Annotated in this window: 18 protein-coding genes; 8 read left to right on the top strand and 10 right to left on the bottom strand. The window is 64.3% G+C overall.

The genetic code is table 11. The features are described 5' to 3' along the window. Positions 1-89 precede the first annotated feature (89 nt). From BLW02_RS07625 to BLW02_RS07605, 5 genes are all read right to left on the bottom strand, one after another. Positions 90-1,655, bottom strand: coding sequence for a malonate--CoA ligase (locus BLW02_RS07625; protein ID WP_092697755.1), 1,566 nt, complete (start codon positions 1,653-1,655; stop codon positions 90-92). Between the two features lie 6 nt (positions 1,656-1,661). Then, positions 1,662-2,465 (bottom strand): enoyl-CoA hydratase/isomerase family protein, encoded by an 804-nt coding sequence (locus BLW02_RS07620; protein ID WP_092697754.1) that lies wholly within the window; start codon positions 2,463-2,465, stop codon positions 1,662-1,664. A gap of 78 nt (positions 2,466-2,543) precedes the next feature. Continuing rightward, positions 2,544-3,533 (bottom strand): Bug family tripartite tricarboxylate transporter substrate binding protein, encoded by a 990-nt coding sequence (locus tag BLW02_RS07615; RefSeq protein ID WP_092697753.1) that lies wholly within the window; start codon positions 3,531-3,533, stop codon positions 2,544-2,546. Between the two features lie 52 nt (positions 3,534-3,585). After that, positions 3,586-5,067 carry a malonyl-CoA decarboxylase gene (locus tag BLW02_RS07610; RefSeq protein ID WP_092697752.1) on the bottom strand — a complete coding sequence of 494 codons (1,482 nt, stop codon included), beginning with the start codon at positions 5,065-5,067 and terminating at the stop codon, positions 3,586-3,588. After that, positions 5,064-5,732, bottom strand: coding sequence for a GntR family transcriptional regulator (locus BLW02_RS07605; protein ID WP_092697786.1), 669 nt, complete (start codon positions 5,730-5,732; stop codon positions 5,064-5,066). Before BLW02_RS07605 ends, BLW02_RS07610 begins: the two co-directional genes overlap by 4 nt. A gap of 317 nt (positions 5,733-6,049) precedes the next feature. On the opposite strand from BLW02_RS07605, the gene BLW02_RS07600 reads away from it, so the two are divergent. Continuing rightward, positions 6,050-6,847: a plasmid replication/partition related protein gene (locus BLW02_RS07600; RefSeq protein ID WP_092697751.1), complete on the top strand. Its 798-nt coding sequence runs from the start codon at positions 6,050-6,052 to the stop codon at positions 6,845-6,847. Positions 6,848-6,905: 58 nt separating this feature from the next. Here the strand turns inward: BLW02_RS07600 and lgt are convergent, their stop codons facing one another. The 3 genes from lgt to BLW02_RS07585 all read right to left on the bottom strand — a co-directional run bounded on the left by lgt (position 6,906) and on the right by BLW02_RS07585 (position 12,963). Beyond that, a complete protein-coding gene (lgt, locus tag BLW02_RS07595) occupies positions 6,906-7,727 on the bottom strand; it encodes a prolipoprotein diacylglyceryl transferase (RefSeq protein WP_092697750.1) in 822 nt (273 codons plus the stop codon). 146 nt (positions 7,728-7,873) lie between these two features. Beyond that, complete coding sequence (locus BLW02_RS07590) at positions 7,874-10,831, bottom strand: DEAD/DEAH box helicase family protein (protein WP_092697749.1); 2,958 nt, start codon at positions 10,829-10,831, stop codon at positions 7,874-7,876. After that, on the bottom strand, positions 10,828-12,963 hold the full coding sequence (locus tag BLW02_RS07585; protein ID WP_092697748.1) for a site-specific DNA-methyltransferase: 2,136 nt from the start codon (positions 12,961-12,963) through the stop codon (positions 10,828-10,830). The genes BLW02_RS07590 and BLW02_RS07585 overlap by 4 nt, the downstream gene beginning before the upstream one ends. Positions 12,964-13,082: 119 nt before the next feature. Here BLW02_RS07585 and BLW02_RS07580 point away from each other — a divergent pair, with 119 nt between their 5' ends. Then, positions 13,083-13,520, top strand: a complete 438-nt coding sequence (locus BLW02_RS07580; RefSeq protein WP_092697747.1) for a helix-turn-helix domain-containing protein — start codon at positions 13,083-13,085, stop codon at positions 13,518-13,520. Positions 13,521-13,712: 192 nt separating this feature from the next. Here the strand turns inward: BLW02_RS07580 and ilvD (BLW02_RS07575) are convergent, their stop codons facing one another. Next, a complete protein-coding gene (ilvD, locus tag BLW02_RS07575) occupies positions 13,713-15,572 on the bottom strand; it encodes a dihydroxy-acid dehydratase (protein WP_092697746.1) in 1,860 nt (619 codons plus the stop codon). A 160-nt stretch (positions 15,573-15,732) separates the two neighbouring features. Between ilvD (BLW02_RS07575) and ilvD (BLW02_RS07570) the strand changes: the two genes are divergently transcribed. From ilvD (BLW02_RS07570) to BLW02_RS07545, 6 genes are all read left to right on the top strand, one after another. Further along, positions 15,733-17,439 (top strand): dihydroxy-acid dehydratase, encoded by a 1,707-nt coding sequence (gene ilvD, locus BLW02_RS07570; RefSeq protein WP_092697745.1) that lies wholly within the window; start codon positions 15,733-15,735, stop codon positions 17,437-17,439. Positions 17,440-17,460: 21 nt separating this feature from the next. After that, a complete protein-coding gene (locus BLW02_RS07565) occupies positions 17,461-18,126 on the top strand; it encodes a response regulator transcription factor (protein ID WP_092697744.1) in 666 nt (221 codons plus the stop codon). Next, a complete protein-coding gene (locus BLW02_RS07560) occupies positions 18,123-19,565 on the top strand; it encodes a sensor histidine kinase (RefSeq protein WP_139285336.1) in 1,443 nt (480 codons plus the stop codon). The genes BLW02_RS07565 and BLW02_RS07560 overlap by 4 nt, the downstream gene beginning before the upstream one ends. A 142-nt stretch (positions 19,566-19,707) precedes the next feature. Then, positions 19,708-20,940, top strand: coding sequence for an efflux RND transporter periplasmic adaptor subunit (locus tag BLW02_RS07555; protein ID WP_092697742.1), 1,233 nt, complete (start codon positions 19,708-19,710; stop codon positions 20,938-20,940). Positions 20,941-20,967: 27 nt separating this feature from the next. Then, positions 20,968-24,159: an efflux RND transporter permease subunit gene (locus BLW02_RS07550; protein ID WP_092697741.1), complete on the top strand. Its 3,192-nt coding sequence runs from the start codon at positions 20,968-20,970 to the stop codon at positions 24,157-24,159. Beyond that, positions 24,146-25,588, top strand: coding sequence for an efflux transporter outer membrane subunit (locus tag BLW02_RS07545; RefSeq protein ID WP_092697785.1), 1,443 nt, complete (start codon positions 24,146-24,148; stop codon positions 25,586-25,588). The genes BLW02_RS07550 and BLW02_RS07545 overlap by 14 nt, the downstream gene beginning before the upstream one ends. A 76-nt stretch (positions 25,589-25,664) precedes the next feature. Here the strand turns inward: BLW02_RS07545 and BLW02_RS07540 are convergent, their stop codons facing one another. After that, complete coding sequence (locus tag BLW02_RS07540) at positions 25,665-25,907, bottom strand: TIGR04438 family Trp-rich protein (RefSeq protein ID WP_026435704.1); 243 nt, start codon at positions 25,905-25,907, stop codon at positions 25,665-25,667. Positions 25,908-25,973: the final 66 nt, after the last annotated feature.

The following is a 25,973-nucleotide window of genomic DNA, read 5'->3' as shown; positions in this document are numbered from 1 at the left end:
GCGCTTTGCTGAAAAGCGCTATGGCTACGAAAATAGAAGCAGAACGGGGCCGCAAGGGCCCCGTTTTTTATGACCGAACCGCTGGGCGTTCAGGCAAACAAGCCCTTGTACTGTTCGCGTAGCAGGTTCTTTTGCACCTTGCCCATGGTGTTGCGGGGCAGCTCGGGCACCACAAAACACTTCTTGGGAATCTTGAAGTTGGCGAGCTGTGACTTGAGCGCAGCCACGATGGCCTCGGGACTGAGTGGCGCGCCGGGCTTGGCGATCACCACGGCCACGCCCACCTCGCCGAAGTCGGGGTGAGGCACGCCCACCAGCGCGCTTTCGGCCACGCCGGGCATCTCATTGATAAAGCCCTCGATCTCTGCGGGGTACACGTTGTAGCCGCCGCTGATGATGAGGTCCTTGCTGCGGCCAACGATGCTCACGTAGTCGCGCTCGTCCACCTTGCCCACGTCGCCGGTCTTGAACCATCCGTCGGCGGTGAACTCCTCGGCTGTTTTCTCGGGCATGCGCCAGTAGCCCTTGAACACGTTGGGGCCCTTGACCTGGATGTTGCCGATCTCGCCCACGGGCAGCGGCTTGTTGGCATCGTCCACCACGCGCAGGCCCACGCCAGGCAGCGGGAAGCCCACCGTGGCGCCACGGCGCTCGCTCTGTCCCTTGTGACGTGTATCGGCCGCATAGGGGTTGGAGGTGAGCATGATGGTCTCGCTCATGCCGTAGCGCTCCAGAATGGTGTGGCCGGTGCGCTGCTGCCATTCGGTGAAGGTTTCGATCAGCAATGGGGCCGAGCCTGCGATGAACAGGCGCATGTTCTTCGCGGACTCCTTGTTCAGGCCCGGCTCGGCCAGCAGGCGCACATAGAGCGTGGGCACGCCCATGAACACGGTGGCACGGGGCATGGCGGCCAGCACGGCCTTGGGATCGAACTTGGCCATCCAGATCATCTTGCTGCCGTTGATCAATGCGCCGTGGATGGCCACGAACAGGCCATGCACGTGGAAGATGGGCAGCGCGTGGATCAGCACGTCACCAGTTTTCCAGCCCCAGTAGTCCTTGAGCACCTGCGCATTCGACAGCAGGTTGCCGTGCGTCAGCATGGCGCCCTTGCTGCGGCCCGTGGTGCCGCTGGTATAGAGGATGGCGGCGAGGTCGTCCGCATCGCGCGCCACGGGGACATGCTCGTCCTTGTGGTGTGCTGCCCGCTCCAGCAGGCTGCCGGTGCGGTCATCGCCCAGCGTGAACACATGCTGCGTGCCCGCCTTGAAGGCGATCTTGGACACCCAGCCAAAGTTGCCCGGCGTGCAGACCACCACGGCGGGTTCGGCATTGCCCACGAAGTATTCGATCTCGCCGCTCTGGTAGGCCGTGTTGAGCGGCAGGAAGACGTAGCCTGCGCGCAGCGTGGCAAGGTACAGCAGCATGGCTTCGACCGACTTTTCCACCTGCACCGCCACGCGGCTGCCCTCGGGCAGCTTGAGCGACGCCAGCAGATTGGCGATGCGCGCGCTGGCATGGTCGAGGTCACGCCAGGTGTAGTGCAGCGGCTCGCCCTGGGGTGAGGTGGTCTCGACGGCGATCTGGTCCAGATCCCGGGGGAAAGCAGCGCGCAGGGCGCAAAACAGATTGGAGTTGCTGTTCGTTTTTTTCATGGCAAATCAGAAAACAGGAGGACGTTTGGCCAGGAAGGCGGCAATGCCTTCACGGTGCTCGGCACTGTCGGCATAGGCATAGGGGTCGGGTGTGTCATTCACTATTATTTCAATAGCATCAGGCGATTTTCCATTGGTCGCCACAGGCACTTTGAGTGCCCGAAAAGTCTGCTTGTTCAGGCGTGCTGCGCCAGGCGCCAGCGCGGCCACCCGGCAGGCCGTGCCCAGTGCATCGGCGGCCAGCAGGCCGGGTTCGGTCACGCGGCTCAGAAATCCGCGCGCCAGCATCTCGGCCGCAGAAAAAGTGGCGGCCTCCAGCAGCATCTGGCGCGCGGTGACGTCACCCACCGCGCCCGCCACCAGCTGCGCTTCGCGCGGCGCCATGGGAAAACCCAGCCGGGCAATGGGCGCACCAAAACGCGCGCTGCTGCCGGCAATGCGGATATCGCAGCAGCTGGCAATCTCCACGCCCGCGCCCATGCAGGCGCCGGCAATGTGCGCCACGATGGGCACATCGCACTGGAGCATGGCCTGCAGGCCGCCCCAGACATCGTTTTCGTGGAAGTCGCGCAGCGCGGCGGCATCGAAGCGGAAGGCCGGGTACTCGGAAATGTCGCCGCCAGCACAAAAAGCACCGTCGGCACCCGCTATGAGCACGCAGCGCGCTTGCGGATTGCGCTGGATGCCCTCAAAAACAGAGCGCAACTGGCGCCACATGGCACGCGACATTGCATTGAGCCGGCCGGTGTGGCGCAGCGTGACATGCACCACGCCACGCTCGCCGACATCCATCACCACTTCACCCGACATATTGTTGATGACCTTTCAAGTTGAGCGCAGCACGCCGTTGGTGAAACAGGCATGCCCGCAAACCAGCGCCATAGGGGGTTAATCCAATTTGGCGCCAGCAGCCTTGACCACCTGCGCCCAACGCTTCACCTCGGCGCCGACGAAGCTCGCAAACTGCGGCTGCGTCATGCCGCCGTAATCTGCGCCGTTGCTGGCCCAGATGGTCTTGATCTCGTCGGCCGTGCCGATGCGGCGGATGTCTTCGATGATGCGCGCCTGCACATCGGCCGGTGTGCCCTTGGGTGCCCACAGGCCGTACCAGGTGGTCACGGTGTAGTCGGGCAGGCCCAGCTCGGCGGCGCAGGGCACATCGGGAAACGCCGGGTTGCGCTTGCTGCCCGACACCATCAGCGCCTTGATGCGGCCGCTCTTGATGTGCGTGGCCGATGAACCCAGGCCGTCGAACATCATGTCCACATTGCCCGCGATCAGGTCCTGCAGCGCGGGGCCCGCGCCGCGGTAGGGAATGTGCGTGATGAAGGTGCCGGTCTGCTGCTTGAACAGCTCACCGGCCAGGTGGTGCGAAGTGCCGGCCCCTGCCGAGCCATAGTTGAGCTTGGCGGGGTTGCGCTTGACGTGCTCCAGAAACTGCTTGAAGTTGCTGACCGGCACGGCCTTGGGGTTGACCACCAGCACCTGCGGCACATTGGCCAACAAAGCCAGGGGAATGAAGTCTTTCTCCAGGTCGTAATCGAGACGCGGATACATCGACGGCGCAATGGCATGGTGCACTGCCCCCATGAACAGCGTATAGCCATCGGGCGCGCCCTTGGCTGCATAGCTGGCGCCCACGGTGCCACCGGCCCCGCCGCGGTTGTCGATCACCAGCGTCTTGCCAGTGATTTTCGAGAACTGCGCCGACAGCGGCCGCGCGAAGGCGTCCGTGCCTCCACCGGCGGGAAACGGCACCACCAGCGTCACAGGCTTGGAGGGCCATGCGCCCTGCGCCCAGCCACCGCCAGACACCAACGCGAGTCCTGCGGCGGCGCCCACCAGCACTGTGCGGCGTTGCATGCTGTGTTCTTTCATCTTGTCTCCTGTCGTCGTTGTAGAAATGGAAAAAATAAAGCCCGGACGCCCCTCACGCGCGGCACAGGCTGTCGATGTCTCCCGACATAGGCACCTTTCCTTGCGCCAGCAGGCTGCGGTGCTTGTCGATGCGCTTGAGGTCGTACAGGTAGTTCACCATCAAGCCATACGATTGTTTCACGCCCTTGGCAGAGGGATCACCGGCCCAGTTGAGGCGCTCCACCCGCGCACCATTGCCCAGGTGAAAGCGCGCCACCGCATCCACGGGCTTGCCTTCGTGCAGCGCGCGGCCCAGATAGTACGCGGCGCATTCCAGCAGCATCTGGCGCACGGGCGAGCGCGCATCCAGCTCCAGCGCCTTGTCGGCTGCTGCGAGCAGGTGCGCGGCCTCGGGCAGCTCGGCCCCCACGGCCCGGCCCAGTTCGGCGCGCCGCTTATCGTCCAGGCGCTGCAGCATGGCGCCCGCATTCTTGCCCAGCCAGGCCCGAAAACCAGGAATCGGCGACAGCGTGGCAAAGGTGCGCAGGCGCGGAAATTCGGCCGCGAGCGTTTCCACCACATGCTTGATGAGTGAATCGCCAAAGCTCACACCGCGCAGCCCCGGCTGCGTGTTGCTGATCGAATAGAAGATGGCGGTGGTGGCCTTGGCCAGGTCGGCGGGGGCCGCCGCCTCGTCCAGCAGTGGGGTGATGCTGGACGAGATGCGGTCCACCAGCGCCACCTCCACAAAGATCAGCGGCTCATTGGGCAGGCGGGGGTGAAAGAAGCCGTAGCAGCGCCGGTCGCTGTCGAGCCGGTTTTTCAGGTCGGCCCAGCTGCGGATGTCGTGCACGGCCTCGTACTTGATGAGCTTTTCGATCAGCGACGCCGGGGAATCCCACGACAGGCGCCGCAGTTCCAGAAAAGCCACGTCGAACCAGGTGGAGAACAGGTGCTCCAGATCAGCGTCGAGCGCCACCAGGCGCTTGTCGGATTTGAGCTGGGGCAGCAGCTCGGCGCGCAGGTCCACCAGAAAGCGCATGCCCTCAGGGAACACCGCAAAGCGCTGCATCAACCGCGTGCGCGGCGACACCAGCGCCCGGCGCAGGCTGATTTCGGCCTGCCCTTCATCCGCCGTGCCGGCGGCGGCCTCGTAGCGCTGGCGCGCCGACTGGAAGCGCGTGGCGTCGGGCGCGAACTGCTCGCACAGCAGCAGCCACATGTCGCGGCGTTCTTCGGGCTCGGCCTGGCTGTACCACGCCGCCACGGCCTGGGCACGGCGTCCGCCCTCCAGCTCGCTCACCTGCGGCGCCACCACTTCCTGCAGATCGGCCAGCAGGCGGCGCAAGGCGCGTGGCGACAGCGACTCGTTGCCACGGCGCAGCGTGGCCTGCAGGCGCTCGTGCGTGGAGCGCGGCGCCGGGGCCTTGGCGGCACCATCGGTAGCGTGTTTGTCGATGGCCGCCTTGGCGGCCTTGGGCGCTTTATCGGGGGCGGGTGCGACGGAGCGCAGGCGCGAAACGCTGCGGGTGATCCATTCAGTGGTGTTGGTCATGGGTTCAACCTGGAGTGGTGATGGCGGGCCACGTCACGCAGCGCCTCGCGCTGGTGCAGCAAATGGGTGCGCATGGCCGCTTCGGCGGCATCGCTGTCGCGGCGTTTCAGGGCCTCAAACACCGCCAGGTGCTCGGCCAGGCTCTGCTGCAGGCGCCCCGGCGCATGCAATTGCTGCAACCGCGCCAGGCGCAGGATCTTGCGCAGATCGCCAATTACCTGGGCCAGCCAGCGGTTGTCGGCCAGCGTGATGAAGGCCTCATGGATGGCGTGATTGACCCCGTAGTAGTCGGTGATGCGCCCCTCGTCCGCGCACAGCTGCAGGCGCAGGTGCAGCACCTGCAGCGCGGCCACATCGGCAGCGCCCGCGCGGCAGGTGGCTTCATGCGCAGCGCGGCCCTCCAGCAGGGCAATCACGGGAAAAATCTCGTCCAGATCCTGTTCGGTGACCTCGGCCACAAAGCAGCCTCGGCGCGGCTCGTGGCGCAGCAGCCCTTCGGCCACCAGCACCTTGAGCGCCTCGCGCAGCGGGGTGCGCGAAATGGCCAGCCGCTCGCACAGGGCCGCCTCATCCAGAAAACTGCCCGGTGGCAACGAACCCGCAAAGATCTGCTCGCGCAGCCGCGTTGCGGCTTCGTCGTGCAAAGAGTTGGGAACGGTGCGCATGGCGAACAAAGGCTCCTGGGCGGGCCAGGAAACCTGCGGGTGAAATACACCGCGCCAGGCACCCTGGGGTTGATCGTCGTTCAATCGGATTCAATGTGATCTCAAACGAACGCATTGAATGTAATTTCTGATAATTATTGGAAATGACGCACCATAAGTCCATCAGGGCTTACCAGCAATCCCCCTGAAAACCGTCGGTCGACGCGGCAACGCAACATTGCCTGCCGCTACACCAGGCCCAAGCCACCCAGTGCGGCCGGCACTGCACATCCTGCACCTACAATGCCGCCCCTGCCCTGCTCCCCTTGTTGCGCCCCATGAACATCGTCATCAACCCGGACCTCAAAGCCTATATCGATCCGCTGACCCCCGAGGAACACGAATCCCTGGAGCGCAGCCTGCTGACCGAGGGCTGCCGCGACGCCCTCGTGCTGTGGGGCGATGTGCTGGTGGACGGACACAACCGCTACGGCATCTGCCAAAAGCATGGCCTGCCCTTCCAGACGGTGCAGAACACGCGCTTTCAGTCGATGGAAGACGTGCATCTGTGGATGATCGACCAGCACCTGGGCCGGCGCAGCGTGTCGGACTTCCAGCGCGGCGTGCTGGCCCTGCGCAAACGCGAGATCGTGGCCGAACGGCGCGCCGCCGCCCTGGCAGCGGCCGACCCCGCACCAGCACCCGCCGGGCACGATGCAGCGGCGACCTCCCCGGAACCGGCACCCGAGCCCCTGAACAGCCGCGAAGCCATTGCCCGGGCGGCGCGCTTGAGCAGCAGCCAGGTCGTGATGATCGAAAAAATCCGCAAGCAGGCAGCCCCCGAACTGGTGGCTGCGGTCAAGTCCGGCACGATCTCGCTCAATGCCGCCGCCGCCGTGGCCAGCCTGCCCGCCGAGGAGCAGGTGGCGGCAGCGATTGCCGGCAAGGACGAGCTCAAGCAGGCGGCCAAGCGCGTGCGCGACGCAAGGCGCAAGCCGCCGCGCGAGGAAACAATGGAGCAAGCCAGTGATGCAGCGCCCGACATCGTGGTCGCACTGCAACAACGCGTGGCCGAGCTGACGGCCGAAAACGCCGCCCTGCGCCAGCAGGTGGCTGAACTCAGCGCACGGCTGTAACTATGCTTTCAATAGCTTCCAGTGCTTATACATAAAGCGCTGAAGGCGAATTGCATCGTTATTTTCGAGCCACTACGGGCTGGCGTTCTGCCCACAGCCAGAGCGCAACACCGCCCACGATCATGGGCAGGCACAGCCACTGGCCCATGCTCATGCCCAGCGACAGGATGCCCAGGAAGGCATCGGGTTCGCGGAAATACTCGGCAATGAAGCGGAACACGCCGTAACCCACCAGAAATGCCGCCGCCACCTGACCCTGGCGGTGTTCACGCCGCGCATACAACCACAGCAGCACGAACAGCAGCAGGCCCTCCATCAGGAATTGGTACACCTGCGACGGGTGGCGCGGCTGCATCGAGCCGCTGTGCGCAAACACCATGCCCCAGGGCAGGTCGGGGCTGGCAAAACGCCCCCACAGCTCGCCATTGATGAAATTGCCCACCCGCCCGGCCGCCAGCCCCGTGGGCACGCAGGGCGCCACGAAATCGGCCACCTGCAGCCAGGGACGCTTGCGCGAATGGGCAAACCACAGCATGGCCACGATCACGCCCAGCAGCCCGCCATGAAAGCTCATGCCGCCCTGCCACACGGCAAAGATCTCCAGCGGATGGCTGAGGTAGTAACCCGGCTTGTAGAACAGGCAGTAGCCCAGCCGCCCGCCCACCACCACGCCGACCACACCCAGAAAAAGAATGTCCTCGACATCCCGGCGCGACCAGGCGCCCGGCCCGGTGATGGAGGCAAAGGGTTCATGGCGCAGGCGGCGGATGCCCAGCAGCATGAACAGGCCAAAAGCGGCAAGATAAGTCAGGCCGTACCAGTGAACGGCCAATGGGCCGATCTGCAGGGCGACGGGATCAATGTGGGGGTAGGTCAGCATGGTGCCGGGTATTGTGCCCGCGTCGGGGATGGCCCTGGCAGGCGGCGCACCAAGCGTGCACCTCTGATCGACCTACATATGCAAAAAGCCGACAATGGGCAGCGCCACAGCGTAGATCATCGACCTCAGAAAATCATTGCTTCGATTCAAATCAGACTTGCCTGCAGCGACACGTGCGCCAAAGGCCGCAAGCGCGCATAGTCCAGCAGCTCGGCCAACCGTGCGCCTTTGGCCTGCCATTCATAGACCACGTCTTCCGCCAGCAACACGTAGTGCCATGGCGGGCCGCCGCGCTGTTCCGGTGTAAGGGCGTTGATACGCTCGCACCAGGCCAGTGCCGCCTTGAGCTTGCGCTGCACATTGGGGTGCGCAGTTTGCTGTTGCGCCTTGGTCTCTGCCAAGTACACCGCATCTGCCGTGCGCACCAGAAAGTCGGGTGAATAGAAGGCGGGCAAGCCATCTTCCTTCACATAGCGCAGTCGAGCAAACGTATGCCGGTTCTCGCTGATCTTGCAGAAGGCCTGCACTTGCGTATCGGCCTGCGCCCAGTGAATGAACGCCCGCTCCAGCCCCCCGTTGCGCGCAGGCCAGCCCAGCCGGGTGTAGATGCACTTGCCCACCTCCACCGAATGACTTTCGCGCAGCATCAGCTTGGGCACCTCGCTCAGCATGCGCAAGTGCACTTCGGTTTGCCCAGTGGTGTGTTTTTGCTCTGACTCCAGCAAGGCCACTGCAAACACCTTGGTGATGTGGTCCACCACCGGTTGCAGCAGCAACACACGCCAGTTCTCACCATCCAGCGGGTTGAAAGTGCCACCAAACAATACCGTCCAGATATAGTCGTCCAGCCAGGCCGTCAGCTCCGCCGTATTCACTTGCAGATACGGTTTGGCCAGGTGCGTGGCAATCTTGTTACCCTTGGGCATGGGCTCACTCAGCGCCTGGCTGATACGCCGTGTCAGGCGCGACAGGTATTCGTTGTAACCGCCTACATTCATCACCGCGCCGTCCACCCGGTAGTCGCCAAACAGGGTGGCGCTTTGCAGGTCTTGCGAGATGAAGGTGTCGCCCTTGCCCAGCAAGCCGGTCAGTTGTTCCACGCTCATCGCGCTGAAGGCTGGCAGTGTCGATACGTCCAATCCATCATGGGCACGCACTTCGTCCGCCTCTTGCAGGATGAAGGGAATGCCAAAGTCAAACGCCTTGAATCCCTCGCGCAGCTCCGCCGCCATCACATCACCCGTGCTGGAGGTGTCATCGGTGTCGTCCCCCGTGGTACCCGCCAGCCCCTCCTTCAGCAAGTCGTCGTAGAAGGACTGAAACGCCGGGTGCTCCACGATGGAAAGCACGTCGACCAGGCTGCCCGGCTCCTGGCCTGCGTTGATGCGCTCGCGGTTCTCGCGCTTGAGGTCGGTGTATTCATCATCGCGCCACATCAGGCGCAAGCCCCGACCAATGGTCTGCTCCAGCAGAATCTGCGCCTGGCTGGAGCGCAACGGCACGATGACGCAGATGTTGTTCACGTCAAAGCCCTCGCGCAGCATCAGCACGCTGACGATCACGCGCGGCGCGGCGTGGCTGTCCACACTGAACAAGCGCTCACGCACGGGCGCCCAGTCCTTCTCGCCCAGCTCGGCCTTCTTGCCGGAGTCGATGGTCATCACCTCCTCCTCGTTCAGCCCTTCCTGGTCTTGCAAAAACGCAGCCACCAGAGGCGACACCGTGGTGTCCTCGCACACCACCAGCATCTTGGGGTGGCGGTACGGGTCAATCTTGGCAAAGTCCGCTTCGAGCTTGCGCAGCTTTTTCAAGCCCGCGCGCAGCATCACGCGCTGGCCTTCGCTCAAAGTGGGGTTGCCCGACTCGTCCCGCTCGGCTTTGAACTCCAGGGGCAGCGCGCCAATCTCCTTGCGCCGGTCCAGCACCAGCGACTTCACCAGCCCCGCACGCATGGCGCTCTTCAGGTCAAAGTCCACCACGATGTGCGGGAAGTACAGCTTGCGCTTGTTCTTGCCGCTACCCACGTCGTTGTACGGCGTGGCCGAAAAGTCCACCTGCACAAAGCGCCGCCCCTTGGTGGCGGCAATGCGGCTCAGGCTTTTCTGCCATTCCACCTCGGTGGTTTCGCCTTCGCGCTTGAACTCGTGGATGTGGTGCGCCTCGTCGTTGAACACCATCAGCTCTGGCAGGCCCGCCAGAAACTCCAGCACATTGCCGCGCGCATAGCGGCGGTCCAGCACCTCCAGGCTGTTGCCCGTGGCGCGGCCCGGTGTGAGTGGCAGCACCGCACCCACCACCAGATGTGGGTCCAGCGGCGCGCCCAAGGCCTCCACATCCTCCACCGCGTCATCCAGCATCTCGCCTTCGGCCAGCAGATGCCAGTTGGTGATGGCAATCATCCCGTTGCCGGTGGCTTTGAGGCCAATCTCGGCCTTGCTGCACACATTGCCACGCACAAAGGCAAACACCGCATCGCGGTACACCTCGGGCACAAACAGGTCGGCAAACTTGGACACGTCCGAGCTGCTGAAGTCACGCCCCGTGCCGCCTGCCACCAGCTTGCCGCAAAACGCATCGAGCAGCCGCTCGTACACGATCAGCCCTGGCGCCACCACCATGAACTGCCGGGTAAAGCGCGCATCATCGAGGCCTTCGGCCAAGGCCGCCGTCTTGTTCAGCAACTGCCACACCATCAAGGCCTGCATCACCCAGGTCTTGCCGGTACCTGTGGCCATCTTGAAGCAGTATTTGGGGTGGGCGTGCTTGCTGGATGCCACCTCGTTCATGCGGTGACCGGTCAGCAGCGCATCGGGCGCGCAGGCCTGGTACAGGTCCAGCAAGGTCCAGTTCTCGCGTTCTTGGCCCAGCACCTCATGGGCCACAATGGCATTCAAGATGGCCTGCTTCTGCCCGGCATGGAAGTTCAGGCCCTGCCGGGCGAGCACCATGTCTTCACCAAACCACCACAGCAGCAACTCGGCGGTGGTGGGCGTCACCAGCTCCAGAATGTCCGCCGCGCCAGATTCCAGGCCCAGGCACAGTTGCTGGGTCTTGGCAGTCAGGCCTGCGGCCAGGGCCAGTTGGTCATCGGCCTTGGTACTCATGCGGCACCCACCGTCGTCACCACCTCGGCCTCAAAGCCAAACACATCCACCACCCGCACGCACACCTTGCGTGGGCCTGCCTTGATGGGTGCCGTGACGGTGGCTGTAGTCACCACACGCAGCGCGTCGGCATCGTTGGCCGTATTGCCCCGGTAGTCTTGCCATACCGAACGGAACACCTTGCCATCGTAGTCCGGGTCCACCGCCCAGTATTCGATCAGGGCCAAGGGCTCGGCGTTGGCAATCTGCTGCAGCTTTATGCGGTTGGCATCGTCCAGGTTGATGGCCTCGGGCGAGAGCAGCACATAGTTTTTGAGTTGCACCGTCAGCGTGTCGGTGTCGCCCTCCGTCTTGCGCGTGATGGGGTGAATCGTCAGGTACTGCAAGCTGGAAAAGCGAACTTGGCCGCGCAGCTTGTCAATGCCGCCTTTTTTCTTGAGTCGGTCCATCAGGTCGGGCGGGATCACCAGCACCTCCAGGCGCGAGTCGTTCAGCGCGGTGATGGTGTCGCCAATGCTGGGCTCAAAGTTCCAGCCCAGCACCACCACGCGGTCCCAGCCGCCCAGCAGGTTGTCGCGTTGGGCAATGGCTTTTTTGAGCGTGGCCATGCCGGTGAGCTTGTTGGGCGAATCGGCCAGCACCAGCGTCTTGCTGCCCCGCTTGCCGCCCAGTTCCACACCCGCAATCTGCCCCAAGTTGCGCTGCGGGTTCACATCCGCAGGCAGGGGCAGGGCGCCGTAGAGCGAGAGCACGATGTGCGACAAGTCGCCCATGCGGAAGTCGCGGCCCAGCGTGGCCTTGGCTGCCTCCACTTGGTAGTCGCCAATCGCTTGATACAGAAAGGGTTTGGCCTCCAGGTCGATCAGGCGTTTGCGCATGATCATGCAGGCGGGTTTGCCCAGGTCGGTGGTGATCCAGCGGCGGCCCAGTTTTTCTGCAGCCGCCGCAGTAGTTCCTGAGCCGCCGTTAAAGTCCGCTACGATACCGCCACTTGGGCAGGATGAGCGAATGATCCGATCCAGTAGTTTCTCTGGCTTTTGTGTGTCGTAGTCCAACCTCTCTGCGCCACTTTTTGTCAATCTCGCATCTGTCCAGAGATTCTGTATTGGCTTGCCTGGGTCTTCATCAAGATAGCTTTTGTAATATGGTGTCCCGTTCTTGGTGTAATAGAACAGACCATCTTGTTCAAGCCGATCAATGTTTTCTTGTGTTTGCGCCCAGTGTCTTCCCTTGGGGGGCTTCAATGAAACGCCGCGGAAAATTCTGGCTGGCCCATCTCCCTTGCCGGTGAAAGTATTTGGGTAGAAGAGGCGACCTGTGCCTTCTTCTTTGATGTAGCGCTCTTCTATGTAATCTTCATCGAATGGAACATGGAGAGTAGTGAAATGAAATTTGGCACCCTTGCTGAAAAAATAGATCGATTCTGTGATGTTGCCAAACCTATTCGCGTCGTTGTGCGCGCCGGATTTTTGCCAAACTATTTCATTGCGGAAGTTGTCTCTCCCAAACACATCATCCAACACCAACTTCACGTAATGCCCCACATGCCAATCCAGGTGCACATAGATGGAGCCCGTATCCGCCAGCAGTTCCCGCATCAGAACCAGACGCGGCGTGATCATGGCGAGGTACGACGCTGTGCCATCGCTCCAGGTGTCGGAGTAGGCAAACTGCTCGATCACCGTGGGCCGTTGCTCCAGTTCCAGGCCGGGTAGCGTGACCTTGGTGCGGTAGTCGGCCTTGCTGTCAAAGGGCGGGTCGATGTAGATCAAATCCACCTTGCCGCGCAGGCTGGGCGTGGTGTCATCACCCGCCAGCAGCGCGGCCATGGCCAGCAGGTTGTCGCCATAGATCAGGCGGTTGGCCCAGGGTGCCTCGGCCCGGGCTGCGCCCAGCGCGGGCTGCGCCCTTTCCAGCAAGCTGCCTTGCCCCGGCGCAAATACCTCGCGCCGGTCGGCGCGGGCCTGGGCGGTGATCCAGTCGGTGGCGGCGCTGTCCTTGGCGGGCAGCACCACCTCGCGGGTTTGCAGGCTCACGCGGTGGCGGTTTTCGATGCTCTCCAGGATTTTTTCGGCTTCTTTGCGGCCTTGGGCCACGATGTCGGGAAGTTGTTCAAGCAGGGATTTGGGCATGGGTGTTGCGCGCGGCGATGCCCGGCGGCAGCCGATTCAATCGATAGTTGAATGAATAATTCAATCAATCGTACAACACAAAGTTCAATGCAAATTGAACTGAAATTTAGGGTTCCAGCATGGATCAAAAGCTGGAATTCGCCGCGCGTTTGCAGGCCGCCATGCGGGCTGCGGGTCTGGAGCCTCGCCCTGCGGTGTTGCTCCAACTGTTCAACGGCCACTACTGGGGGCGGTCCGTCACCTTTCAGGCGGTGTCGCGCTGGTTGCGGGGTGAGTCCATTCCAGCGCAGGACAAGCTCATCACCTTGGCCGAAGTGCTCAAGATCGAGCCCGAGGTGCTGCGCTTTGGGAAGGCGGTGCGTGACTCGGTGCAAGAGCGCCGCCAGCGGTGGGAGGAAGGCGTGGGTTATCTGGAGCGCGAAACCTTCGATGCTTTCCTTCAGCTGCCTGCCCCTCAGCGCAAGTTGATCCGTGAGGTCATCCTGACTTTTGCAAAGGTGCACCGAGGAGGAGACGCGCCACAAAACACCTCCATGGACGAGCGGCCGTTGGTCTAGTCAAAAATAGTTGGCACTGGCACCAATGCTTGTGCAGCAAGCGCACTGTTTCCCCATAAAAACCCAGCCTTTGCACTCGACCAGCATGCAGAACATGCTCTCGAAATAAAAGCAAAAATCCACAAAAAAAGCCGCACCCTCGGGATGCGGCTTTTTTGTGGGCGGGGCATCGCCCCACCTTCACGCCGATGGTCAGTCGTCCAGCAGCGACAGATCGCGCACGGCGCCCTTGTCGGCCGACATCACCAGCTTGGCGTAGGCCTTGAGGGCGGCGGACACCTTGCGGGGGCGCGGCAGGGCGGGCTTCCAGCCCAGCTTGTCCTGCTCTGCGCGGCGGCGGGCCAGCTCGTCGTCGGACACCAGCACGTTGATCGTGCGGTTGGGGATGTCGATACGGATGCGATCACCGTTCTTCACCAGGCCAATGGCGCCACCGGCGGCGGCCTCGGGCGAGCAATGGCCGATCGACAGGCCCGAGGTACCGCCCGAAAAACGCCCGTCGGTCAGCAGCGCGCAGGCCTTGCCCAGGCCCTTGGACTTGATGTAGCTGGTGGGGTAGAGCATTTCCTGCATGCCGGGGCCGCCCTTGGGGCCTTCGTAGCGCACGATGACCACGTCGCCCGCCTTGACTTGGTCGGCCAGGATGTTGGCCACGGCTTCGTCTTGCGACTCGACCACATGGGCGGGGCCTTCGAACACCAGGATGGAGGCATCCACGCCGGCGGTCTTGACCACGCAGCCGTCGAGGGCGATGTTGCCGGTCAGCACGGCCAGGCCACCCTCTTGCGAGAACGCGTGTTCGTTGGCGCGGATGCAGCCGCCCTTACGGTCCAGGTCCAGGCTGGGCCAGCGCGCGGCCTGGCTGAACGCCACCTGGGTGGGAATGCCGCCAGGGCCGGCCATGTAGAAGGTCTTGACCGCATCCGACGGATTGCGGGCGATGTCCCACTCGTCCAGCGCGTCCTTCATGGTTTTGGCGTGCACTGTGGGCGTGTCGGTGTGCAACTTGCCGGCACGGTCGAGCTCGCCCAGGATGGCCATGATGCCGCCCGCGCGGTGCACGTCTTCGATGTGGTACTTGTCGGTGTTGGGCGCCACCTTGCACAGTTGCGGCACGGACCGCGACAGGCGGTCGATATCGGCCATGGTGAAGTCGATTTCGGCTTCTTGCGCGATGGCCAGAATGTGCAGGATGGTGTTGGTGGAGCCGCCCATGGCGATGTCCAGCGTCATGGCGTTTTCAAACGCCTTGAAACCCATGGAGCGGGGCAGCACACTGCTGTCGTCCTGCTCGTAATAGCGTTTGCACAGCTCTACCGCCAGCCGGCCGGCGCGCTTGAAGAGCTGTTCGCGGTCGGCGTGCGTGGCCACCACCGTGCCGTTGCCGGGCAGTGACAGGCCCAGTGCCTCGGTCAGGCAGTTCATCGAGTTGGCAGTGAACATGCCAGAGCACGAACCGCAGGTGGGGCAGGCAGAGCGCTCGATCTCGGCCACGTCGGCGTCGGACACCTTGTCGTCGGCCGCCATCACCATGGCATCGATCAGGTCCAGCTTCTTGAAGGTGACGGCGTGGGTGGTAGGGTCGGTCTTGTTGACCTTGCCGGCCTCCATGGGGCCGCCCGAGACAAACACCACGGGGATATTGAGCCGCATGGCGGCCATCAGCATGCCGGGGGTGATCTTGTCGCAGTTGGAGATGCACACCATGGCGTCGGCGCAGTGCGCGTTGACCATGTATTCGACCGAGTCGGCAATGATGTCGCGGCTGGGCAGCGAATACAGCATGCCGTCGTGGCCCATGGCGATGCCGTCATCGACCGCGATGGTGTTGAACTCCTTGGCGACGCCGCCAGCGGCTTCGATCTCGCGCGCCACCAGCTGGCCCAGATCCTTGAGGTGCACATGGCCGGGCACGAACTGCGTAAACGAGTTGACCACCGCGATGATGGGTTTTTGAAAATCGTCGTCCTTCATGCCAGTGGCACGCCAGAGCGAACGGGCGCCCGCCATGTTGCGGCCGGCGGTGGAGGTTTTGGAGCGGTAAACAGGCATCGTGATGTGGGGTAAAGGGTTACTCGGAGTCGGGGGGCAGTGTCCGGGCAATTATCTCCGACCAGTCTGTGGGGTGATGGACACGGCGGCCTCAACCCCACCCCTGACGGGTTCAAACTGGCCCAGCCCACTTCCTACCCATCCCACCGTGAGACGACCCATGACAGCCCAAAAAACCATTCCCATCCAACCCATCAACCGCCGCAGCGCCAACATCACGCAAGGCAAATCGCGTGCGCCGAACCGATCCATGTTCTACGCCATGGGCTACGAAGAAAGCGATTTTTCGAAACCCATGGTGGGCGTGGCCAACGGCCACAGCACCATCACGCCGTGCAACAGCGGTCTGCAACGACTGGCCGATGCCGCCATCCAGGGCATCGAGGAAGCTGGTGGCAACGCCCAGGTGTTCGGCACGCCTACCATCAGTGACGGCATGGCCATGGGCACCGAAGGCATGAAGTACAGCCTGGTGAGCCGCGAAGTCATCAGCGACTGCATCGAAACCTGCGTGGGCGGCCAGTGGATGGACGGCGTGCTGGTGGTGGGCGGCTGCGACAAGAACATGCCCGGCGGCCTGATGGGCATGCTGCGCGCCAACGTGCCCGCCATCTATGTGTATGGCGGAACCATCCTGCCCGGCCACTACCAGGGCCACGACCTGAACATCGTGAGCGTGTTCGAGGCCGTGGGCGAGAACGCTGCGGGCAAGCTCAGCGACTTCGACCTGAAGGAAATCGAAAAGCGCGCCATCCCCGGCACTGGCTCGTGCGGCGGCATGTACACGGCCAACACCATGAGCAGCGCGTTCGAGGCCCTGGGCATCAGCCTGCCCTACTCGTCCACCATGGCCAACCCGCACGACGAGAAGATGAACTCGGCCAAGGAATCGGCCAAGGTGCTGATCGAGGCCATCAAGAAGGACATCAAGCCGCGCGACATCGTGACCAGGAAGTCCATCGAGAACGCCGTGGCTGTCATTATGGCCGTCGGTGGATCGACCAACGCGGTGCTGCACTTTCTGGCCATTGCGCACGCGGCCGGCGTGGAATGGACCATCGACGACTTTGAGCGTGTGCGTGTGAAAACCCCCGTGCTGTGCGACCTCAAGCCCAGTGGCAAATACCTGGCCGTGGACCTGCACCGCGCCGGCGGCATCCCGCAGGTGATGAAAGTGCTGCTCAACGCCGGCCTGCTGCACGGCGACTGCATCACCATCGAGGGCAAGACCATTGCCGAAGTGCTCAAGGACGTGCCCGATCAGCCGCGAGCCGACCAGGACGTGATCCGCCCTGTCAGCAACCCCATGTACGCGCAAGGCCACCTGGCCATCCTCAAGGGCAACCTCAGCCCCGAGGGCGCCGTGGCCAAGATCACCGGCCTGAAGAACCCTGTGATCACCGGCCCGGCCCGCGTGTTCAACGACGAGCAGTCGGCCCTGCAGGCCATACTGGACGGCAAAATTCAGCCCGGCGACGTGATGGTGCTGCGCTACCTGGGTCCCAAAGGCGGCCCCGGCATGCCTGAAATGCTGGCCCCCACCGGCGCACTGATCGGCGCCGGCCTGGGCGAGAGCGTGGGCCTGATCACCGACGGCCGCTTTTCCGGCGGCACCTGGGGCATGGTCGTGGGCCACGTGGCGCCCGAGGCCGCTGCGGGTGGCACAATCGCTTTCGTCAACGAAGGCGACAGCATCACCATCGATGCACGCCAGCTGCTGCTGGAGCTGAACGTGAGTGAAACAGAAATCGCCAAGCGCCGCGCCGCCTGTAAAGCTCCTGCTCCGCGCTACACGCGCGGTGTGCTAGCCAAGTTCGCTTTCAATGCATCAAGCGCCAGCAAGGGTGCGGTGCTGGACCACTTCTGAGACAGCAAAGGACCGGGGCTGATGCGTGTACTCGTCGTCGAGGATGACCCTGCCCTGCGCCTGGGGCTCAGCCGTATGCTGCAGGCCGAGGGCTGGCAGGTCGATGCCGTGACAGATGGCGAATTCGCGCTCACGGCCACCGCAACCGAGCACTACGACGCGGCCGTGCTCGATCTCGGACTGCCGCGCCGTGGAGGCTTCGAGGTGTTACGCAACTGGCGCACCCAAGGCAAGGACCTGGCTGTCGTCATTCTCACCGCGAGCGATGGCCTGCAAAGCCGGTTGCGGGGACTCAACGATGGGGCCGACGACTATCTGGCCAAGCCTTTCGAACCCGAGGAGCTCGTAGCGCGGTTGCGTGCCATCGCGCGCCGCCGCCGGGGCAGCAGCAGCAACCTGCTCGTGGCCGGCGCCCTCAGTTTCAACACCGACACACGCGAGCTGCGCAATGGCGACGAGCGGCTGCCGTTGAGTCCGCGCGAGGCGGCGCTCGTGGAACTGCTCATGGCCTCGCCCAGCACGGCCGTGCCCAAGAGTCGCATCATCTCGACCATGTCTAGCTGGGAATCGAACTTCAGCGCCAACGCCGTGGAAATCTACGTGCTCAAGCTGCGGCGCAAGCTCGCTGGCGCGGGGGTCAATATCGTCACCCTGCGCGGCGTAGGCTACGCGTTGGAGGTGCGGTGAGCACAACAGCAAAATCCGGCGCCTCGCCCTCCCCGCGCTGGCTGCGCGCGAGCCTGTGGCGCCAGCTACTGATGCCGCTCGTGGGCCTTTGGGTGGCCTCGGCCATCGTGGCCACGGGTGCGGCCTACCAGTTCGCTGGGCGTACCACCGACCAGTCTTTCGACCGCCTGCTCGCCGACGATGCACGCGCGCTCGCAGCGCAGCTACGCTGGGAAAACGGCGAAGTACAGTTCGTCGCAAGCCGTGAGACGGCCGACTCGCTGGTGTTCGACTCGCTCTCGCGCAGCCACTACACGGTGCGCACCGCAGCGGGCCGCAAGCTGGTGGGTGACCTCGTGCTGCCCCTGCCCTCCTCCGAAACGCCCCCGCCGCCCGACACACCGCTGTTCTTCAACCACGCGGCCGAGGGCGGCCTGATGCTGCGCGCCGTGGCGTTGCGCATGCAGCCCACCTCAGGCGACGAGTCCGCCTGGGTGGTGGTGGCGGAGTCCAAAGCCAAGCGCCAGCAGGTCACGAACGAGATCGCGCTGGCCATCTTTCTGCCCGCGGGTCTGGCCGGGTTCGTGATCATTCCGCTGCTCTACTACGGCATCCGCCACGGACTGGCCACCACGCGGCACATCAGCGCCCTCGTGGTGCAGCATGGCGAAAACGACTTGTCGCCTTTGAGCGTGGAAGAAGTGCCCGAGGAGCTGCGAGAGCTGGTGCAACACACCAACGCGCTGCTTCAGCGGCTCAAGGCCTCGATCGACGAGCAACGCCGTTTCGTCGCCGATGCGGCGCACCAACTGCAGACGCCCATGGCAGGCATCCGCTTGCTCGTGGACGATATGCGGCGTATCCAGCGCGCGGACCCTATGCAGCCCATGGACATCGAGGTGCTGGCGCAGCTCGACGAGGTGGCCACGCGCGGCGCGCGCATGGTGCGCCAGTTGCTGGCCTACGCGCGGGCCGAAGAAGAGACGCAGGTCGAAAACCAGGTGTTCGACGCCACCAGCGTGGCCCTTCAGGTCACGCAGCGCTGGCAGGGCCCGGCTACGGCCGCAGGTAAGGCGCTGGCGGCGCCCAGGCAGACCCCGTCGTCTGGCGACTGCAGCGTGGACGGCTCGCCCACGCTGCTGGGCGAGGTGATCTCCAACCTCATCGACAACGCACTGCGCTACGGCGGACCACATGTTGCCGTGGACGTGGTGGCTCAGGAAAGCAGCGTCCACATCCGCGTGATCGACGACGGGCCGGCTCTCGATGCGCCTACGCGCGCCCAGATGCTGCTGCCTTTCTGGCGTGGCGAACACGGCCAACCCGAAGGCTCGGGCCTGGGCCTGTCGATCGCGCAGCGTGTGGTCGAGCGCATGAGCGGCAAGTTCAGCGTGCGCGTCGGGCCGGGCGGTACCGGCACCTGCTTCGACATCGATCTGCCGCGCTCCGCGCTCCACTAGCGCCTGTTGCCGCAACGGCAACACGGCACATATTTCCCTACGTAAAGCCAACGTAAAGCTTGGGTTGCCTAGACTGCTCAGCACCGTGACAAGGTATCCGGAAGTGGTACCGGTGCGTGCAATTTCTAAGGAACGTGGTCATATGGCTGCTACACAACAATCTTCATCGGCGCCGCTTCGCCCACGCGCCCTCCTCTGGGTGGCGTTAGCTGCCGTCTTCACTGCCGTGGCCGGTGGCATCTGGGCCGTTGGCACGCACAACGCCAAGGCCGACGCAGACACCCAGCCCGTGTCCATAGCCGGCAAGGTGCAGACCGACGTCGTGCGAGTGGCCCCTGACCAGGCCGCAGCCCTCGACGTGGGCACCTCGCAAGAGCACCAGTTTGAAAACCTGCGCCGCACCATCGGCATCATAGACTTCAACCAGGACCGCACCACACGCGTGCATTCAGCCCAGCAAGGCCGTATCGCGCAGATGCTGGTCAAGGCCGGCGACGATGTGAAGGCAGGCCAGACGCTCTATACGGTCGCGGTGCCCGAGAGGGCACAGGCCGCGTCCACGCTGATCTCTTCCGCCGCCACGCTGCGCTCGGCCAACGAGACCCTGCGCCGCGCCAGTGCACTGGCCCAGGAAAACAGCATCCCGCAAAAGGAACTCCAGCAGGCGCAGACCGACCAGCAATCGGCCCAAGCCGCCTACGACGCGGCGCGACAGGGCCTGCGCCTGTTCGACCTGGCCGATGCGGACATCGCGCGCATCGAGCGCGAACGGCAGGTGGACAAAGAAGTGGCGGTGAAGAGTCCCATCGCCGGCCGCGTCACAGCACGCGCCGCCCAACCCGGCCTGCTGGTGCAGCCCGGCAGCGACCCCGCGCCAGTGACGGTATCGGACCTGCGCACACTGTGGATGGTGGCCAATGTGCCCGAGTCGGAATTCAGCTACTACCGCGTGGGCCAGCCGGTGCAGGTGCGCGTACAGGCCTGGCCGGACAAGGTGTTCGCGGGCAAGGTTTCCTACGTAGGCGACAGCATCGATGCCGACAGCCGCCGCTTCGTGGTGCGCGCCGAAGTGGCCGACCCGCGGCGCGAGCTGCGTCCGCAGATGACGGCCGACTTCCAGTTCACTGTCGCTGCGCCGCAAAGCTCGGTCGCCGTACCGGCCGAGGCCGTGGTGCGCGAGGGCAATGGCGCTGACGTGGTCTGGATCGCGGAAGGCAGTGACGAGCGCGGCCCGCGCTTCACGCGCCGCAAGGTCACGCGCGGCCAGACCACGAGCGGTCTGGTACAGATTACCGAGGGGCTGGTCGGCAGCGAGCGCATCGCGCGCCACAACGCGTTGTTCCTCTCCAGCCTCTACGAAACCGAAGCGCAATAAGCGCCTCTCTGAACCAAGGAGATACCCGTGTTTCGTCCCCTGCTGGCCTTCGTCCTCTCGCGAAGGCCCATCGTTGTGCTCGCCCTGCTGGCCTTTCTTGGCCTGGGCCTGCTCGCCTTTTCCAAGCTCAATGTCGAGGCCTACCCCAACCCCGCTCCGGTCATCCTCGAGATCACGGCCCAGGCTCCCGGCATGTCGGCCGAGGAAATGGAGCGTTACTACACGCGCCCCATGGAGGTGGGTCTGGCAACCACGCCCGATGTCGAGAACATCCGCACCACCTCGTTCTATGGCCTGTCGTTCGTGCGCGTGACGTTCAAGTACGGCACGGACTACTATTTCGCGCTGACACAGATCGCTAACAACCTGCAGGCCAACGTGAACCTGCCCAATGGCGTGCAGCCGCAGATCCAGGCATCGAGCCTGGTCGGTGAAATCCTGCGCTACCAGGTCAAGGGCCCCTCGACCTACAGCCTCACCGATCTGCGCACGCTGCAGGACTGGGTGATCCAGCGCCGGCTGCTCACCGTTCCCGGCGTGGTGCAGGTAGTGACCTGGGGTGGGACAACCAAGGAATACCACGTCGAGGCCGACCCCAAGCAGCTCGAGGCCCATGGCGTCACGTTGCAAAGCCTCATCCAGGCCATCGGCAACGCCAACCTCAACGTGGGGGGACGCGCGATCAGCGTGGGCGACCAGTCGGTCAACATCCGGGGCCTGGGGCTGGTGCGCGACATCAACGACATCGCCAACATCGTGGTGGGCCAGAAGAACGGCCTTCCCACGCAGGTCAAGGACGTGGCACGCATCACCCCCGGCACGGTGCCGCGCCTGGGCGAGGCCGGCCGAGACCTGCAGAACGACGTGGTCACGGGTGTCGTCATCATGAATCGCACGCTGCACACCAGCGACGTGATCGCGCGCGTGAAGGCGGCCGTGGAGAAGATCAACGCAGACGGCTCCCTGCCCGAGGGCGTGAAACTAGAGCCCTACTATGACCGCGCGGTGCTCGTGGGCGTGACCACGCACACAGTGCTGCACAACCTCATCTTCGGCTGTCTGCTGGTGTTCTTCATCCAGTGGGTGTTTCTTGGCGACCTGCGCAGCGCGGTGATCGTGAGCGTGAACATCCCGTTTGCACTGTTCTTCAGCATCATGATGCTGGTGCTTACAGGGGAGTCGGCCAACCTGCTCTCGCTCGGGGCGGTGGACTTCGGCATCATCGTCGATGCGGCGGTGATCCTGGTCGAGAACGTGTTCCGCAACTTCCAGCGGCCCGTGCCCATACGCGCTTCGCTGCTACGCGCCATGGCGCAGGGGCCGGACGGCCCGCGCACCCAGCCCAGCAACGGCTGGACCTCGCGACTGCGCATGATCTACCTGAGCGGCACGCAAGTAGACAGCTCGGTGCTGTTCTCGACCTTCATCACGATCGCCGCATTCACGCCGCTGTTTGCAATGCAGGGGGTGGAAGGCCAAATCTTTGGCCCCATGGCGCGCACCTACGGCTACGCACTCGCGGGAGCGCTGATCGCCACCTTCACCATCACACCCGTGCTGGCCAGCTACCTGCTGCCGGCGAAGGTGGAGGAGAAGGAGACCTTCATCGTCCACGCAATCCAGAACGCCTACCGCCCCGCCTTGCACTGGGTGCTCAACCACACGCGGGCCACGCTCGTCATCGGCCTGCTGGCGCTCGTGGCCGGCGGCTTCATGGCCAGCCGCCTGGGCAGCGAGTTCCTGCCCGCACTGGAAGAAGGCAACCTGTGGATCCGCGCTTCCATGCCGCCCACGATCTCGCTGGAGGCGGGCCGCGACAAGGCCAACCGCATGCGGCAGATGATCAAGGAGTACCCGGAGATCATCACCGTGGTCTCGCAGCATGGCCGGCCCGACGACGGCAGCGATGCATCGGGCTTCAACAACGTGGAGCTGTTCGCGCCATTGCAGCCCTTCGAGAAGTGGCGCCCCGGCATGACCAAGGAACGACTGGTACGCGAGCTGCAGGCGCGTTTCGAGGCCGAGTTCCCCGGCGTGACCTTCAACTTCTCGCAGTACATCCAGGACAACGTGCAGGAGGGCCTCTCGGGCGTGAAGGGCGCGAACTCGGTGAAGATCATCGGGCCCGATCTCGCCACGCTGGAGAAACTGGCCGCGCAGGTCTATGAGGTGATGACGCACATCGACGGCGTGGCCGATCTCGGGGTGTTCCACATCCTGGGCCAGCCCAACATGAACATCCAGATCGACCGCGCACGCGCCGCGCGCTACGGGCTCAACACGGGAGACGTGGCCAACGCGATCCAGGCCGCGCTCGCCGGCGTCGAGGCCACTACGGTGCTCGAAGGCGACCGGCGCTTCGGCCTCACGGTGCGCTTCACGCAGGGCGACCGCGCCACGCCCGAAGCAGTGCGCGCTCTGCGCGTGGGCTACACCACGGCGGGGGGCAATACCTCGTACATCCCGCTGTCGGACGTGGCCACGATCTCCCTCGACACCGGTGCGACCTACATCTACCGCGAAAGCAACGAGCGCTACATCCCCATCAAGTTCAGCGCGCGCGACCGCGACCTGGGCAGCACCGTCTCTGAAGTCCAGCGCCGCGTGGCGCACGAAGTCAGCCTTCCCCAAGGCTACCGAATCATCTTCGCGGGCGAATTCGAGGCGTTGCAGCAGGCCAAGGCGCGCATGATGATCGCCATCCCCGTGGCGGTGATCCTGGTGCTCGCGCTGCTCTATGCGCTGTTCAACAACTTCATCTACTGCCTGCTGACGCTCGCATCCGTGCCGTTCACGGTGTTCGGCGGCATCCTGGCGCTGTACCTCACGGGACAGGTGCTGAGCATCTCAGCCGTGATCGGCTTCATCTCGCTGCTGGGCGTGTCGGTCATGGACGGAATCCTGATCCTCGGCTACTTCAGGGACCTGCGCGCGCGCGGCTACAACCACCTCCAAGCCATGGAGGAGGCCTACCGCAGCCGGATGCGACCGCTGCTGATGACGGCGCTGTCGGCCTGCATCGGCCTGCTGCCCGCAGCCATGTCGCACAGCATCGGCAGCGAAGTGCAGCGCCCCCTGGCCACCGTGGTGGTGGGCGGGATGTTGATCGGCCCGCTGTTCCTGCTGCTCGTGGTGCCGGCACTGCGCTTGGCAGTTCTACGTCGGGTGAAATTCGCCAAGAAGCGTGAAGGTCTGGGAGGCAATCGTGCGCACGCGTAATCTGAAATCGCCGGACAGGCGCCTGTTCATTGGCCTGCTGGGCCTGTCGGCCCTGGCCACCACGGGCTGCGCCGTGGGCCCCGACTATGTGCGGCCCTCTGTGCCCGCGCCCCATACGCTCACCCGCGAACCCCTGGCCACGGCCGGCACGGCGGGGCCCGTGCAACGCCAGTGGTGGAAAGCCTTCGGCTCGCGCGAACTCGATGACCTGGTGCAAGAGGCCCTGGATCACAGTCCCACCATCGAGGCAGCGCAGGCCACCCTGCGCGCAGTGCGCCAGAACACCATCGCCCAACGCGGCTTCTTCTACCCCACAGTGCAGGCCAGCTATAGCCGCACGCGCCAGAACGTGGGCCAGTCGCTGTCGCCCCCGCTCAACAGCGGCGACACCCTCTACACCTACCACACGGCGCAGCTGAGCGTAAGCTACACACCCGACATCTTCGGCAGCAACCGCCGCCAGGTCGAAGGCCTGCAAGCGGCCGAGGAAAGCCAGCGGCTGCAGCTGCAGGCCGCGCGGCTCACACTTGCGAGCAATGTGACGGGCGGGATGCTCCAGGCTGCGATGTTCGCCGAGCAGAGCGCACTCATCGAGCAGGCCATCTTGGCCGCCCAGGAACAGCTGCGGCACATGCGGCTGCAGCAGCGCAACGGCTACGCGAGCGGGCTCGACGTGGCCACACAGCAGACGCTGCTGGTCCAGCTTCAACAGGCCCTGCCGCCACTGCGCAAGCAGTTGGAGCAGACACGCAACCTGCTGGCCACGCTCGCTGGCCGCACGCCCGACGCGGCGCCCATGGTGCCCCACCTTTCGGCGTTCACGCTGCCCGAGCTGCCCCAGACAGTGGCCTCTGCGCTCGTGGAGCAGCGACCCGACGTGCGTGCCGCCGAGACCGACGTGCAGCAGGCAAGCGCCGCCATCGGCATAGCCCAGGCGGCGCGGCTGCCGCAACTGTCCATTACGGCGGCCCTTGGTGGCGGAGCCACGAGCTTCGACCGCATGTTCGCGGCCGGCAACACCACCTGGGGGCTCGGCGCCAACCTGCTGCAGCCGCTTTTCGCTGGGGGCTCGCTACAGGCGCACCAACGCGCGGCCGAAGCCGGACTCGATGCGGCTGCCGCCAAATACCGCGGCGCCGTGCTCTCGGCCTTCCAGGACGTGGCCAACACGCTCTATGCACTCGATACGGATGCGCGGGCGTTGCGCATGGCCGAGGAAAGCGAGACGGTCAGCCTGACCACGAGGGATCTCACCCAGTCCCAACTGCGCCACGGCTATAGCGCCCAGCCCGCCGCACTGGCAGCCGAGCAGTCCTGGCTGCAGGCGCGTGCCGCGCATGTCGCGGCACGCGGCACCCTGCTGGGCGACGCCGTGGCGCTCTACCAAGCCCTCGGAGGCGGTGTGTTGGCCGATAGCATGGTGGATTGAGCCTCAACAGCCGCTCAAACGAAAAACGCCCGCGGCCCCCCCTTGTCCCCGGGCGTTTTAGCTGCGACCGGTAGCGTCAGCGCGGCTTGCGCGGCTGGATCCCCAGCGCTTCCTTGTGCTTGTTGATGCGGTCTTGCTTGCGCTGGTCCATCTTCTCCATGGCCTTGCGTTTCGTGTAACCCGTGGCGTCAGCCCAGGCCCACCACAGGGCTGTGATGGCAAACGGTGACAGCACCCACCACCACGACCACGCGGCCACCGGCCCGATTTCGAGGTACTTCAACAACGCCAGGAAGAGCCCCAGGCCTAACAGGTACATGATGAACTCCAAAAACACAAATCCGATGAATGAATTGACAAAAGGCATGGAAATGTCAACCCGAAT

Source organism: Acidovorax soli (genome assembly GCF_900107605.1).
Lineage (GTDB): Bacteria > Pseudomonadota > Gammaproteobacteria > Burkholderiales > Burkholderiaceae_C > Acidovorax > Acidovorax soli.
Note: the sequence above shows the minus strand (reverse complement) of the source record. Positions and strands in the feature narration are given on the sequence as shown.

Bases quoted from the DNA above. Each gene is read 5' to 3' on its own strand.
- lgt (WP_092697750.1), bottom strand. From the start codon at position 7,727: ATGCTGACCTACCCCCACATTGATCCCGTCGCCCTGCAGATCGGCCCA.
- BLW02_RS07610 (WP_092697752.1), bottom strand. From the start codon at position 5,067: ATGACCAACACCACTGAATGGATCACCCGCAGCGTTTCGCGCCTGCGC.
- BLW02_RS07555 (WP_092697742.1), top strand. From the start codon at position 19,708: ATGGCTGCTACACAACAATCTTCATCGGCGCCGCTTCGCCCACGCGCC.
- BLW02_RS07565 (WP_092697744.1), top strand. From the start codon at position 17,461: ATGCGTGTACTCGTCGTCGAGGATGACCCTGCCCTGCGCCTGGGGCTC.
- BLW02_RS07605 (WP_092697786.1), bottom strand. From the start codon at position 5,732: ATGCGCACCGTTCCCAACTCTTTGCACGACGAAGCCGCAACGCGGCTG.
- BLW02_RS07600 (WP_092697751.1), top strand. From the start codon at position 6,050: ATGAACATCGTCATCAACCCGGACCTCAAAGCCTATATCGATCCGCTG.
- BLW02_RS07580 (WP_092697747.1), top strand. From the start codon at position 13,083: ATGGATCAAAAGCTGGAATTCGCCGCGCGTTTGCAGGCCGCCATGCGG.
- BLW02_RS07620 (WP_092697754.1), bottom strand. From the start codon at position 2,465: ATGTCGGGTGAAGTGGTGATGGATGTCGGCGAGCGTGGCGTGGTGCAT.
- BLW02_RS07585 (WP_092697748.1), bottom strand. From the start codon at position 12,963: ATGCCCAAATCCCTGCTTGAACAACTTCCCGACATCGTGGCCCAAGGC.
- BLW02_RS07615 (WP_092697753.1), bottom strand. From the start codon at position 3,533: ATGAAAGAACACAGCATGCAACGCCGCACAGTGCTGGTGGGCGCCGCC.
- BLW02_RS07590 (WP_092697749.1), bottom strand. From the start codon at position 10,831: ATGAGTACCAAGGCCGATGACCAACTGGCCCTGGCCGCAGGCCTGACT.
- BLW02_RS07625 (WP_092697755.1), bottom strand. From the start codon at position 1,655: ATGAAAAAAACGAACAGCAACTCCAATCTGTTTTGCGCCCTGCGCGCT.
- ilvD (WP_092697746.1), bottom strand. From the start codon at position 15,572: ATGCCTGTTTACCGCTCCAAAACCTCCACCGCCGGCCGCAACATGGCG.
- ilvD (WP_092697745.1), top strand. From the start codon at position 15,733: ATGACAGCCCAAAAAACCATTCCCATCCAACCCATCAACCGCCGCAGC.
- BLW02_RS07540 (WP_026435704.1), bottom strand. From the start codon at position 25,907: ATGTACCTGTTAGGCCTGGGGCTCTTCCTGGCGTTGTTGAAGTACCTC.